Raw genomic sequence first — 13,452 nt, forward strand, 5'->3', positions numbered from 1 at the left:
TTTACCAGTCGTGGTAGATGGTTTTCCACGAGGTCTCGACGGCCTCGCGGGATTCCCGGGTGCTCAGCCGGTCGTCGATCGACTTGAACAGCTTGTAAGCTTCCTCCACGCGTTGCAGGTTGTACAACGCCCAGCCGCGCATGATGCCGAGGTTGCGCGGTTCCGGCACCAGCTCCTTGCGGGCGTCGAGCAGGCGCAGCACGTCGTGGTAGCGCTTGTCCTCCAGCGCGCGGCCGGCCTCGGTCGACAGAAGACTGGCCCTGACCTCGGCCTTCTGGGCCGGGGTCAGGTTGAGGCGCGCCAGATCCTGGGTCAACCCCACCGTGTCGCCGGTCGACAGCCGGGCGATGGCCTGCCCGTAGGCGTTCTCCTGCGCACGCGTCATTCCTCCCTCGGCCTCGGCCGCGCCGCGCACGCTGTTCCGCGCGGCGCCCTGCCCGCGGGCCGGCTCGCGGGCGGCGAGCGCCTGCGCCTCGACGAAGGCGGCCTCGGCCTCCGACGGTCGCTTCAGCTCCAGCAGGCACCAGCCGCGTTGCTGGACCAGGGCGAAGGTCGGGCCGCTCCGGGATATCGCGCGCTGGATGGCGGTCAGGCAGCCGGCGAAGTCGCGGCGGGCCAGCGCCTGATCCAGCTCGCTCGGCCCCTGCGGCCCCGCCGGACGGCCGCCGCCGCCGCGCGGCGGGTCGACCGACCTCAAGGCCTGATCGACGCGGGAGGACTTGCCGCGCCAGGGCTCGGCCGCCGCGCGCGCCTCGGCCTTCCTGCCCAGGCCGGCGTAGGCGAGGATCAGGCCTTCCGCCGCCTGGTCGGAAGGCGACCAGCCGTTGGCCTCGGCGAACCAGCCCTGCGCCTCGGCGTATTTCTTCTGCCGCTGGAAGTACCAGCCGAGCGCCAGCGCGCCGCCGGCGTCCTGCTTCTCGCGGATGGTGCGTTCCAGCTGCGCCAGGTCGGAGGCCGACAGGCTGCCGGGCCGGGCGGTGCCGGCGTGCTCCAGCAGCCGGCCGGTCTCGATCTCGGCCTCCGCCGCGCGGACGGCGGCGTAATCCTCGCCGGCCGCCGGGTTGGCGGTGGCGCCCAGCGCCGTCAGCTCGCGGATCTGCGCCTGGCTGAGATGGCGCGACGCCTTGAAGATGGTGTCGCGCCGCTCCTTGGCGCTGGGGCACTGGCTGACGATGGTCTTGTAGGTGTCGAAGGCGCGGTCGGTCTGCTTCAGCTCGGCATAGGCTTCGGCCAGCCGCCACGCGTTGTCGAGCCGGTTGCAGGTCACCGCCTCCGGCTGGGCGGCGGCGGCGTCCACCACGTCCTGCCAGCGCTTGGCGTCGCTGGCGCCGCGCAGGCGGCCCGCCGCCTCGGCGAGGTCGAGCTCCTTGAGCAGGTTGGCCGAGGGCTGCCAGGACGGCGTCTGGCGCCGCTGCTCGGCGACGGCGGCGCGCGCCTCGGCGATCTTGCCGGCCGACACCAGCGCCCAGAAGGGACTCTCGTCGACCCCGGCGGTCGCCGGCTGCGGCGCGAACAGGTCCTTCGGCGGTTCCCAGGTCGGGTCGAGGGCGCGCAGCCGGGCGATCTCCGCCTCCAACCGCTCGACGTCGCCGATGCGGGCGTAATAGCGCAGCGCCGTCTCGTCGACCTTGCCGGGCTGGGGGGCGGTGCCGCTGCCGGGCGCGGGGGCGACCTCCACCTTGACGCCGGGGGCCAGCGCCCGGCCGCCGGGACCGGACTGCGCGAAAGCCACGGGGGCAAGGGAAACCGTGGACAGCAGGACGCCGAGCAGCGGGACGGCGAGACGCGTCATGGTTCGAACCCCAGGCTTTGCGCGGCGAGAGCGGCCATATGAGCCAGCGTGGTCGAGTAGTAATCCTCGTCCGGCCCGAAGGCCGGGACCGTCACCTCGTTCCCGGTGCCGGCGATGCGGCTGGCCAGCCGGTAGACCGCCAGCATGCCGACCGAGGCGGCGACCTGCGTCGTCGTGCCGCCGGGCAGCGACACCGTCGCCGGAATGGCCGTTCCGCCGTACTTCGCCGCCAGCATGGCGAAGGGCCGGAAATAATAGGGGTCGCGGTAGCCGTCCCAGGCCAGATAGAGCGGCACCCGCACCGCGTCGTAGCCGTACTGCTTGCGGAAGCCCTCGGCCACCGTCAGGGTGCCCCCGCTGTCCAGCGCCACCCAGTCGGCGGGAAGCTGGAAGCTGCCGAAGCGCGCCTTGGACAGCAGAACCAGCCCGCTGTCGGCGACCTTGCGCCAGATCCCGGCCCCCGGCAGCGCGGCGAAGGCGCGCAGCGCCGGGAACACCCAGTAGCTCGGGTTGAGAACCAGCGTGTCGCCCTTGCGGAAGCCGTCGCGGCCGGGCAGCAGCACGGTCATGCCGGCCTGCTCCACCACCACGGCGGCGGCCAGCGCCTTGACGATGGCGGCGGCGGCGGTCCGGTGGGCCTCGGCCTTCCAGCGCTCGGCGCCGCGCAGCAGCGCCCAGGCGATCAGGATGTCGCCGTCGGACGCGTTGTTGCGGTCGGTGACGCCGCCGTCCGGCTGCCAGCGCCACGCCGCCAGCCCGTCGCCGCGCACCATCAGGTTGCGCTGGGTCCAGCCCCACAGGCGGTCGAAGGCCTCGCGGTCGTCCGCCGCCTCGGCCAGCAGCATGCCGTAGCCCTGCCCTTCCGAATGGCTGACGCCCTTGTTGCCGGTGTCGACGACCCGCCCCTCCGGCAGCAGGAAGCGCCGGGCGTAGCCACGCCACGCTGCCGCGTCGTAGGGGGCCGCCAGCGCCGGGCCGGGCAGCGCCAGCAGGCCGGCGACCGCCGCCCCGGTCGTCGCCGCTCCGATCAGCACGTCCCGCCGCGATGGCCGCCGTGACGGCGTGGTCATGATCCGCTCCGCTTCGCGTGGCCGGGCTTCAGCAGCAGACGCATGGCGACTGTCAGAACCACCGCCGTACCCAGCAGCAGCCCGAACAGCAGCTCGATCCGCTGCGACAGGTTGCGTGCAAGAATCAGGATCAGATTGCCGATGTCAAAGGGATTGAGGATGACCTGATAGGGGCGCGACGCCTCCAGCGCGGTCATCGTCGGGGCGGCGCTGCTCCACAGGCCGCCGCCGCCGCGCAGCTTGTCCCACAGGGCGCCGTCGCCCAGGCTGCGCATCGCGCGGTCCAGCGAACGCGAATCCGACGCGGTCAGCAGGGTCCAGGTCAGCGTTTCGGTGCCCGGCGCCTTGTATTGCAGCAGGGCGGCCTCGGGCAGCGTCTCGGTGTTCTCGGTCAGCGCCACGACGTCGACCGGGGTTTCGACCACGGTCCAGCGGTTGACGTAGCGGGCGGCGGCGGCCATCGCGCGCCGCGCCCAGTCCGGCACCCAGCCGGAGGCCGCCGAGGCGGCCTCCCTGCCGTCGCCGGCCATGCGCTGCCAGCGGCTCTGCGCGCCTCCCTCCGGCACCGGGGCGATGGGAGCGAGCGCGCGGGAGCCGCCGCCGATGCGCCCGCCGTTTCCGGTCCAGCCGGTGCGCAGCCGGTCGACCAGGGCGCGGCGGTCGGCCGCCGCCATGGGCTCGCCGCGGGCGCTGGCCTGGGCGATCAGCGCCCCGGCCTCCAGCAGCCCGGCCAGCCGGTCAGCCGGCAGCGGCGCGCTGGCGAAGACGGCCTGCGGCAGCGCCGCCATCGGGCCGACGATCAGGGCGTTGTCCTCCGGCCCGCCTTCCCAGCCGATGTAGGGCACGATGCGCAGCACGTCGCCGGCCTTCTGGGCCAGCCGGGCCGCCATCGTCCAGGCGGCGCCGAACCAGGACGGATCCTTGCCGACGACGACCAGATCGAAGGGAGCGGTGGGGTCGCGCCCGGCCATCCCGCCATAGGGATAGGCGGTCTGCGCCATGGTGGCGAGGTTGGGCAGCGTGACCAGCCGGGCGAAGCCGGGAATCTCGATGCTGGAGCTGTCGTGCAGCGTGAAGCTCGGCCGCCGCACCGCGAAGACGCAGTCGGTGCCGCCGGCCGGCGGCAGTTCGGCCTCGACCTCGATGACGTTGGGGCCGGGACGGAACAGCGCCATCGGCAACTGCATCTCGCCGTTGTCGATGATGCCGCTGGAGCGCTTGTCGATCTCCATCGCGGTGGCGGCGCGGCCGTTGACGCGGACGTTCAGGATGGCGCCGGGGCCGAGGTCGCCCTCGAAGGCGCCGTTGACGTGGAACAGCACGGCGCGGTCGCTGACCGGCGCGTAGCCGGTGGGCAGCGTCAGGGTGAAGCGCCCGGTGTAGCGGTAGCCGCTGTGCTGCACGCTGGGAAAGCCGAGGTCGGAAAGGCGGTAGCGTCCCTCCTCCTGCACCTCGCGCGGCGGCGGCGGCGCGGGCGCGCTGTCGGAAACGATGACGCTGCTCTGGGTCGGCAGCGGGCGGTTGACGTCGGCCAGCCGCATCACCGCCTGATCGACCTCCGCCGGGGTGCGGCCCGAGGCGACGCCGACGAAGGCGCCACCGGCGCCACCGGCGGCTCCCCCCGGCCCGTTCGCGCCGGCAGCCGGATAGACCGCCAGGAACGGGCCGGTGATCGCCGCCGCGCGGGCCTCGCCGAGCAGCGGGGCGAGCTGGTCGCGGGTGCCGATCAGGATGTTCTTGGCGCTCGGCAGCGGCATCGTGTCGAGCGGCGAACCGGATGCCGGGCCGGCTCCCGGATTGCTTCCGGCCTTCACCGGCGGCAGCGGGGCGGCGATGACCCGCGGCGACTGGTCGCCCAGCAGCAGCCCGTAGGACTGCGCCACCATGGCGCCCCAGCCGAGATGATCGGCGTCGATGTCGGATCCGGCCTTCAGGATGGCCAGCGGATCGCGCGCCCGGTCGGAGGCGGCCAGCAGCTGCCGCATCATCGCCAGATCGGGGGCGGGAGCGCCGCCGTCCGACACCAGGGTCAGCGAGGAGGCCGCCAGATTGACCCGCGCCCACAGATCGTAGGTGCCGCGCACCGTGCAGATGGCGCGGTGCTGGGCGTTGCTCTGGAAGACGATCAGGTTCTCGCCGGGCCGCATCAGGCTGGCCGGCAGGGTGATGTTGGCGTTGACCGGTCCGCGGAAGGCGGCCAGCGGCAGCTCCGCCACCGCCGCCCCATTGATGAAGACGGCGAGCGCCCCCTTTTCCGGCAGGATGTCGATGCCGTTCTCGTAGCTCAGCGTCAGCAGCACCGAGGACAGCGGCCCGGTCGGCGGGATGAAGGCGCGGAGCGTCGCCGTGTCGGTCTCGCCGTTCAGGGTGACGTCGGGCGGACCGTCGCGCAGGCTGGACAGCGGGATGACCCGGCGGTCGAGCGCCTGGGCCGGCGCCGCCGCGGTCCCCGCCCACAGCGCGGCGGCGACGCCGAGCGCCGCCAGCCCCCTGGCCAGCCCCTTGCCGACCGTGAAGAAGGCCATGGCGGTCATGGCGCGCGGAACGTCACGATTCGCGCCACCGCGCCCGGCAGGGCCAGCAGAACCTGTCCCATGCGCGGAACCACCCGTGTCAGGAAGAAGAACAGCCCGCCGAAGAAGGTCGGCGCCCGTTCCCGCTTGCGGTCGAGGAAATCGTCCCAGCCGACGCTGTTGCCGAAGACGAAGCGCGCCATCTCGACGATATCCTGGCGGTCGCGCGGCGCGAAGCCGGCGCCGACGGACAGCCCGCCGCCGCGCGACTCCAGCCGGTGGATGCGCACGCCGGTGGTGGTCGCCGCCTCCGTCTCGGTCGCGGTGATGGTCAGGACCGGGTTTTCCGGCCGCGACAGATGCTCGCGCCACTGCGGCGCCACCTCCAGCCCGACGCCGCCGGCCGACACGTCGGCCACCGTCACGTCGAGGCTGCTGCCGTCGGCGAAGGCCAGAACCGCCGCGCGGTCGACGGTGAAGCGCTCCTGCCGGCGCACGCGCTTGCGCTCGTACACCACGGCCAGCCCGCCCAGCGCCAGCACGAAGCTCAGCAGGTTCCACACCGCGACCGGCACGATGGCGGCGCGGTGCTCGGGGAAGATGGCGTAGCGCCACGCGCAGGCCGCCAGCCCGAGCCCGAGCAGGAAGGTGACGACGATGAAGGGGGTGGCGAGCGGCGAGAAGCCGTCCTCGTCCACCGACTGGCCCTTGGCCGTCACCTTGAACACCGGGTTGCGCGGCCGGATGATCGTCGCCAGCGCCGCGCGCGAGACGTGGAAGCTCTGGAGATACTCGTAGAGTTCGGAGAACAGCGGCCAGCGCATCCGCCCGTGCAGGAACTGCGACAGGAAGGCGGCGGCGAAGACGTGCGGGATGACGAAGCAGGCGAAGTCGGGCAGGTTGATCCGGTAGATCTCCAGGCCGAACAGCGCGTAGCACAGCGGCGACAGCAGGAAGATGGGCCGCCAGAACCAGAAGAACCAGTAGAGCATGGTGCTGAGGTAGCACAGGCGCTGCGGCACGGACAGGCCGCGCTTGAACAGCGGGTTCTTCAGCAGGAAGAGCTGGATCATGCCCTGGGTCCAGCGCGAGCGCTGGACGATGAAGCTGTCGAAGGTTTCCGGTTGCAGCCCGGCGATCAGCGGTCGCGGCAGGTAGACGCTGCGCCAGCCGCGCGAATGCAGTTCCAGCGCGGTCTCGCAATCCTCGGTGATGGTGTCGCCGGCGAAGCCGCCGACCTCCTCCAGCGCCGCGCGGCGCAGCACGGCGGCCGAGCCGCAGAAGAAGGCGCCGTTCCAGCGGTCGAGCCCCGGCTGGATCGAGTAGTAGAACATCTCGTTCTCGCTCGGCATCCGCTCGAAGGTGCCGAGGTTGTATTCCACCGGGTCCGGGTTGACGAAGAAATGCGGGGTCTGGACCAGGAACAGGCCGGAATCCTGCTGGAAGAAGCCGACCGTCGCCTGGAGGATGCCGACCGTCGGCACATGGTCGGCGTCGAGGATCAGCACGAGGTCGCCGCCGGTCTGCGCGAAGGCGTGGTTGATGTTGCCGGCCTTGGCGTGCTCGTTGCGGGCGCGGGTCATGTAGGTGACCTGCAAGCGTTCGCACAGCGCGGTCAGCGTGGCGCGCCGCTCGCTCGCGGCGGCGGCGGCCTCCGGGTTGGCCTGGTTGATCTTCTGATCGGTGCCGCCGTCGTCCAGCAGATAGACCCGCAGCTTGTCCTTCGGATAGTCGATGGAGACGGCGGCGGCCAGCGTCGTCTCCAGCAGCTCCGCATCCTCGTTGTAGGAGGGGATGTAGACGTCGACGCTGGGCCAGAAGGCCGGATCGCCGGTCGGCTCCGCCGGCTCGCGCTTCAGCGGGTCGATGATGACGAACAGCGAGGTCAGGAACAGGACGAAGGACAGCGCCTCGGCCGCGAACAGGGTCACGCCGGGGATGAAGTTCACCAGATCCTCGACCGGCGGCATCGTGCCGGTCAGCCGCCAGAAGAAATAGCGGAAGGTGACGAAGGCGAGCAGCAGCACGGTCAGCGTGCGCGCGTGCCAGAATTTCGGCGCGAACCGGCCGAGCACGAAGGCGGCGGCGACGACGCCGGCCGAAATCGCGGCGCTGGCCACGCGCCCGACCGGCAAGGCGGCCAAAGCAAGAAACAATCCTGCCGAAAGCAACAAGAGAACCCACAACAGCAACCCCCGAAGGGTGAACCGGCGTGGGCGCGGGTTTGGCTGACGTTTTGCTTGTTGCGCCTTATTGTTCAGGGATCGAACAACACTCTGCGCGCCGGGGTTGGATGCCATACAAGTCCGCGGATTTTTCGGTTGCCATGATAGACACCCCCTCCTTATGGCTCAAGCATGGTTACAATTCGTTACGGTGCCGCGACATTTCCCCCCAATGTTGAGAAAAGGGCCACGCTGTCGGCGCATGGGCGGCGGCGGACCGAAGAGACGGCGTGGGCAATCCGGCGCCGGGCACTCCCAGCACGTTGACCGGCGCAGGATTGGACGGCGATGTTATGATGGCCTTCTCCTGTCCTTGATTTTTGGAACGATTCTCAAACTCTAATGTTTGTAATTTTACCCCGGCAACAGAGCAATCGGCCGGAATTTCCCACCCTTCGACAGGCCCGGCCCCGCAACCCTCTCCGCTCTTTCAGGCGATGCGACGTTGTTGCGATCCGTGCGGACGGGTGATCCGGATCGATCGGCGATTTATGTTTCGAAATCGAACCATTCGGGAAAACCCCACTCCCGATGGTGGCATCCCGACACGCCTGCGTGGCCCTTCCAAAGCGCAGCGGACAAATCCGAGCGTGCCGGATCATAGTTCGGCGCTATGCCCGTCCGGCCACGGCGCGCTCCCCAGCAGGGCAAGCCGTCCAGCATCCCGGACCCATGGACGGTCCCCTGCATGCCCGGCGCTTTCCCCGCCCGGCCGGTGGCCCGCCCGCTCACACCACCCGCCGCTCAGGGGCGGGCCAGACACCATCACGCTCCGGCGCCGCCGAGTCGCCGCACGGCCTGAGGGAGGCCGCGCGGCGGCTTGCGCCCGGCTTCACATCGGGGCTTCACATCGGGGGGACAGGACCATGACAGACCGCATTCGCGTGATCATCCACAACCAAAGCCGGCTGTTGCGGGAATCGATGCTGAACATCCTGGACGACGCCTTCGAGGTCATCGACCCGCTCGACCGGCTGGGCGGGGCGGCGAACGGCGGCACGCGCCTGGACGAGCACGGGATCGGCGGGACCGGCGGCGGCGGGGACCGGCACGGGGATGACGGTCGCGGAGACGGCGGGCGCGGAGACGGCGGGCGCGGAGACGGCGGGCGGCCGCCCGACATCGTGCTGTTCGACCTGCCTTCGCTGAAGGTGGACGCCTGGAACTTCCGGTCCTGGTACGGCGACCGGGCGCGGCTCGCCATGATCGCCGACGAATTCTCGCCCCACTGCATGCGGGTGGCGCTGCGCTTCGGGGTGCGCGGCTATCTGCTGAACCGCATGTCCTCGACCGCCTTCATGCTGGCGCTGCGCCTGATCCACGAGGGAGAGCCGGTCTTTCCCGAGGAAAGCCTGGATCATTTCTCCCCCACGCCGGTCCGCAAGCCGGCCGACGAAGCCGGCCTGCCGGTCCAGGAGACCGAGCTGTTCGGCTATCCCGGCCTCTACCCGCGCCACGCCCGCATCCTGAAGCTCATCATGGACGGGCACAGCAACAAGGAGATCGCCCGCGAGCTGGATCTGACCGAGGATCTGGTCAAGCTGCACGTCCGCCACATCATGCAGACCATCAACGTGCGCAACCGCACCCAGGCGGCCCTGTGGGCGGCGCAGAGCGGGATCATCCAGGACATGGAGTATTTCGTCGAGCGGTTCGGCTCGTAAAGCCTTTCCGGCGACCCGGGCTCCGCGACCCTGCCCTGCGCGGGATCCGGGGCCGGGGAGCGTGACGGGAGGCGCGTTTGCCGCCATGGTGCGGGGTGGGCGGATCGTCGCCCGCCCCCGCAACCGTTTCCGGTCCCGCCCGTTCCCGATGTCGTCCCCCATGCCGTCCCTGGCCCTTCTGTCCGACGCCTTCGCCGTGATCGCGCCGGTGTTCCTGGTGGCCGCGATCGGCTATGGCTGGAACCGGGCGAAGCTGCCCTACGACAGCGCCTTCATCACCACCTTCGCCATCAACGTGTCGTCGCCCTGCCTGGTCTTCTCGGCGCTGACCCGCCTGCATCTGGGCGGCGAGGTGATGGCCGAGATGGCGCTGGCGGCGACCGCCTGCATGGGGCTGGCCGGGCTGCTCTCCGTTCCGGTGATGCTGGCGGCGCGGCTGCCGCTGCGCGTCTATCTGCCCGCCATGGCCTTCCCCAACGCCGGCAACCTCGGCCTGCCGGTCTGCCTGTTCGCCTTCGGCGAGGAGGGGTTGAGCCTCGGCGTGCTGTTCTTCGCGGTGATGTCGGTGTCGCAGTTCACGCTGGGGCCGGCGCTGGCCGCCGGACGCTTCGATCTGGGCCAGATGATCCGCACCCCGTCGATCTACGCGGTGGCGCTGGCGGTGGCGGTCCAGCTGAGCGGCCTCGCCCTGCCCCAGTGGATTTCCAACACCACCACCCTGCTCGGCAACTGCGCGGTGCCGCTGATGCTGCTGGCGCTGGGCGTCGCCCTGTCCAAGCTGAAGCTGTCGGGGGCGGCGCGGGCGCTGTCGATGTCGGCGCTGCGGCTGGGGCTGGGCTTCGGCGTCGGGCTGCTGGTGGTGTCGGCGATGGGGCTGACCGGGACGATGCGCGGCGTCGTGCTGCTGCAAAGCGCGATGCCGGTCGCCGTCTTCAACTATCTGTGGGCGCTGCGCTACGACAACCGGCCGGAGGACGTGGCCGGCATGGTGCTGGGCTCGACGGCGATGGGCTTCGTCGGGCTGCCGGCGCTGCTGATGATGGTGATGTGAAGCAACCGGAGGAGAAGCACGCGATGGCGCACAAGCAGCACCGCTACGGGGTCCGGCTCGACTGGACGGGCAATCTGGGAACCGGCACGTCGTCGTACCGGGACTACAGCCGCGACCACAGCCTGAGCGCGCCGGGCAAGAGCGTGGCGATCCCCGGCAGCTCCGACCCGGCCTTCCGCGGCGACCCCGCCCGCTGGAACCCGGAGGAGTCGCTGGTCGGGGCGCTCGCCGCCTGCCACCATCTCTGGTATCTGGCGCTGTGCTCGACCAACGGGATCGTCGTCACCGCCTACGAGGACGAGTCCGAGGGGGTGATGGAGGAGGAGCCCGGCGGCGCCGGCCAGTTCGTCAGCGTCGTGCTGCGCCCGCGCGTCACGCTGGCGCCCGGTTCCGACCGGGAGAAGGCGCTGGCCCTGCACCACGAGGCGTCGGCGAAATGCTTCATCGCCCGCTCGGTGAATTTCCCGGTGACGCACGAACCGGTGGTCGTGGTGGCGGAGGGCTGAGCCCTCCGGCCATACGTCTCCCTGGCCCCCTACCCCAGCAGCCGCTCGAACAGGTCGTCCGGCCCCATCTGGCCGCCCTTCAGCATCAGCTCCAGCCCGTCGGTGGCCGGGTCGTCGCCGTGGGTGCGGCTGACGGTGACGCCGGGCGACAGCGCGGTGCGATAGGACAGCCCCCAGCAGCCGAGCGCCCGCACGGCAAGGCTGGAGGTGTCGCCCCCGGCGATGCCGACCCGGCGCAGCGGCGCCGCCCGCAAAACCGCCGCGACGAAGGCGGCGGTGGCGGCGGCGACGTCGCCCGCCCGCCCGGTGTCGGCGGTGGCCGCGTCGGCCGGCGCGGTCCACACCAGCGTGTGGCGGCCGTCGCGCAGGTGGACAGTGACCTCCGTCAACAAGGATTCGGCGTAGGCCGGGTCACCGCACAGGCGCGCGGCGTCGGCCTGGAGGCGGACGAAGCTGCCCGCCACCTCGATCTGCCGCCGCGTCACCGGCGACAGGCTGCCGGCCATGACGAAGACCGGGCCGTCGGTGCGGGCCAGCGGCGTGTCGTCGGGGGAGGCACCGCCGTCCCGTGTTTCGCCATCCCAATGAGCGGTCAACGCCTGGGCGACGCTGCTCGGCCCGACCGCCAGCAGGGGAGCCCGCTGCGCGTGGCTCCAGATCAGCCGGCCGGCGACCGCCAGATCGGCCGGGCGCCCGATGTCGAGCAGCACCGCCGGGGGAGCGGACTCCAGCAGACGATCCAGCGTCGCCGCCGGGTCGCCGTCATAGTCGGTGTAGGGCAACGCCGCCATCCCCTCCAGCCCCTGGGCGGCGAGGTGCAGGCGCAGGTCGGCCTCGGTCATCGGGGTGACCGGGTGGACCCGCATGGTCGGGTGGCGGTCGATCCGGTGGACGATCCCCCCCGCCCCGGCGGCGGCGAAGAGGGTGCCGAACAGGCAGTAGCGCCCGATGTTGGGCTGCCCGCCGACCACCGGGACGAAGGGGTTGGCGAAGAAGGGCCGCAGGGCGCGGACGGCGGCGCCGATGCTGCCGATGCGCGGGGCGCTGTCGAAGGTCGAGCAGCATTTGTAATGCATGACCCGCACGCCGAGTTCGGCGAAAAAGCGCCCGGCCGGCTCCAGCTCCACCGCCATCGCGGCGGGCGCCAGGGTGCGCGAGGCCCCGGCGATCCCCACCGCGTCGAGCGGCCCGACCGATTCCAGCCGCGCGGCGTCCGGCCGGTCGAGGAACAGCAGCGCCCGCTGCCCGGCCTTCGCCAGGGCGGCCAGCGTGTCGGTCGCCCCGGTGAAGTCGTCGCCGTACCAGCCCAGCCGCGGGACGGGACGGGGCTTTTCAGTCCCCCGCTCCATGACTCAGCCCTTCTTTCCGAAGAAGTCGAGCGCCCGGCGCAGCTCCGCGTGGTCGCGCGCCGCGGTGTCGAGGGTGACGCCCGCGCGCACCGCGTCCCACGCCTGCCGGATGCTGAGCACGCCGGCGGCCGGGCCGTCGGGGTGCGCCATGATGCCGCCGCCGGACATGAACAGCAGGTCGGCGGTGCCGACCGCCTCCCAGGTCACCGGCACCGTCCCCGCCCATTGCCCGGAGGAGAAGGCCGGCATCACCGCGTCGTCGGTGCCCTCGGCGAGCGGCGCCAGCGACGCCCGCGCCCCGTCGATCACCTCCTCGTCCGGCTGGGCGAACTTGCCGTTCAGGCCATGGACGTGCATGTGATCCACGCCCGCCAGCCGCCATAGCGCCTGGTAGGCGTCGAAGCCGATGCCGAGCAGGGGATGGCGCGAAAACGCCCCGAAGCCGTTGCGGTGCCCGTGCAGAACCAGCCCGCTGTGGCGGCGCAGCGTCTGCACGGCGGAATGGCCGCACCAGTTCAGGCTGACCATCACGCAGTTGCCGCCCTCGCGCTCCACCAGATCGGCGTGGCGGCGCATGGCGTCGGTCTCGTCGGTGATGTTGAAGGCGACCATCACATGCTTGCCGGTGCGGTCCTGGTGGCGGCGCACCCGCGCCATCACCGCCGGAACCCGTTCGGCCAGCGGCGCGTGGCCCGGGTCGGCGCAGATCTCGTCGTCCTTGATGAAGTCGAGCCCGGCCGCGCACAGCGTGCCGACCAACTCGCCGGTCTCCTCGGCCGACAGCCCGACGTTGGGCTTGATGATCGAGCCGACCAGCGGCCCGTCGGCCACCCCGGTCAGCCGCCGCGTGCCGGCGACGCCGTGGCGCGGCATGTCGAACCGACGGCGGTAGGCGGCGGGCAGCTTGACGTCGACCAGCCGCAGCCCGGTGACCTCGCCCAGGTCGTAGAGGTTTCCGGCCACCGTCGCCGCCAGCGTCGGCAGATTCGGACCGATGTTGGCGGTGGGGAAGGAGATGCGGACGCGGGCGCGCCGCCAGGGGCCCGGCGTCCGCTGCCGTTCCAGCCATGTGTTGGGCAGGCTGGGGGATTCGGCGGGTGGAAGCTCCTCCACCGACTCCACGACGGCGCGGGCGCGGGCGCGCAGGTCGTCGGTCTCGCCATGGACGCGGGTGAAGGTGCCGCAGGACTGCTCGCCCGCCATCACCTCCGCGACGCGAACGGGGTCGAGCGGCGTTTCGATCAGGTAGCTGGCTTCGATCATGTCGGCGCGCATGGAACCC

Annotated in this window: 9 protein-coding genes; 3 read left to right on the forward strand and 6 right to left on the reverse strand. The window is 71.5% G+C overall.

The features are described 5' to 3' along the window. Position 1: 1 nt before the first annotated feature. From JN22_RS01830 to bcsA, 4 genes are read right to left on the reverse strand one after another with little or no spacing between them, the layout of a single operon-like run. Entirely contained in the window at positions 2-1,792 is a 1,791-nt protein-coding gene (locus JN22_RS01830) for a hypothetical protein (protein WP_085552262.1), read from the reverse strand. Continuing rightward, complete coding sequence (locus JN22_RS01835; RefSeq protein ID WP_085552263.1) at positions 1,789-2,862, reverse strand: glycosyl hydrolase family 8; 1,074 nt, start codon at positions 2,860-2,862, stop codon at positions 1,789-1,791. The genes JN22_RS01830 and JN22_RS01835 overlap by 4 nt, the downstream gene beginning before the upstream one ends. Further along, positions 2,859-5,396 (reverse strand): cellulose biosynthesis cyclic di-GMP-binding regulatory protein BcsB, encoded by a 2,538-nt coding sequence (locus JN22_RS01840; RefSeq protein ID WP_085552264.1) that lies wholly within the window; start codon positions 5,394-5,396, stop codon positions 2,859-2,861. The genes JN22_RS01835 and JN22_RS01840 overlap by 4 nt, the downstream gene beginning before the upstream one ends. Next, positions 5,393-7,675, reverse strand: coding sequence for a UDP-forming cellulose synthase catalytic subunit (gene bcsA / locus JN22_RS01845; protein ID WP_085552265.1), 2,283 nt, complete (start codon positions 7,673-7,675; stop codon positions 5,393-5,395). Before bcsA ends, JN22_RS01840 begins: the two co-directional genes overlap by 4 nt. Before the next feature lie 791 nt (positions 7,676-8,466). Between bcsA and JN22_RS01850 the strand changes: the two genes are divergently transcribed. From JN22_RS01850 to JN22_RS01860, 3 genes are all read left to right on the forward strand, one after another. After that, positions 8,467-9,264, forward strand: coding sequence for a LuxR C-terminal-related transcriptional regulator (locus tag JN22_RS01850; protein ID WP_085552266.1), 798 nt, complete (start codon positions 8,467-8,469; stop codon positions 9,262-9,264). Positions 9,265-9,424: 160 nt separating this feature from the next. Further along, positions 9,425-10,315, forward strand: coding sequence for an AEC family transporter (locus JN22_RS01855; protein ID WP_085552474.1), 891 nt, complete (start codon positions 9,425-9,427; stop codon positions 10,313-10,315). A 23-nt stretch (positions 10,316-10,338) separates the two neighbouring features. Continuing rightward, entirely contained in the window at positions 10,339-10,821 is a 483-nt protein-coding gene (locus JN22_RS01860) for an OsmC family protein (RefSeq protein ID WP_085552267.1), read from the forward strand. Positions 10,822-10,850: 29 nt separating this feature from the next. Here JN22_RS01860 and JN22_RS01865 read toward each other — a convergent pair whose 3' ends face one another. Continuing rightward, the gene (locus JN22_RS01865; protein ID WP_085552268.1) at positions 10,851-12,170 is read right to left on the reverse strand and encodes a four-carbon acid sugar kinase family protein; all 1,320 of its coding nucleotides are present in this window, start codon (positions 12,168-12,170) and stop codon (positions 10,851-10,853) included. A gap of 3 nt (positions 12,171-12,173) precedes the next feature. Further along, positions 12,174-13,445, reverse strand: a complete 1,272-nt coding sequence (locus JN22_RS01870; protein WP_085552269.1) for a ribulose-bisphosphate carboxylase large subunit family protein — start codon at positions 13,443-13,445, stop codon at positions 12,174-12,176. Positions 13,446-13,452: the final 7 nt, after the last annotated feature.

Source organism: Azospirillum agricola, from assembly GCF_020005195.1.
GTDB lineage: Bacteria > Pseudomonadota > Alphaproteobacteria > Azospirillales > Azospirillaceae > Azospirillum > Azospirillum agricola.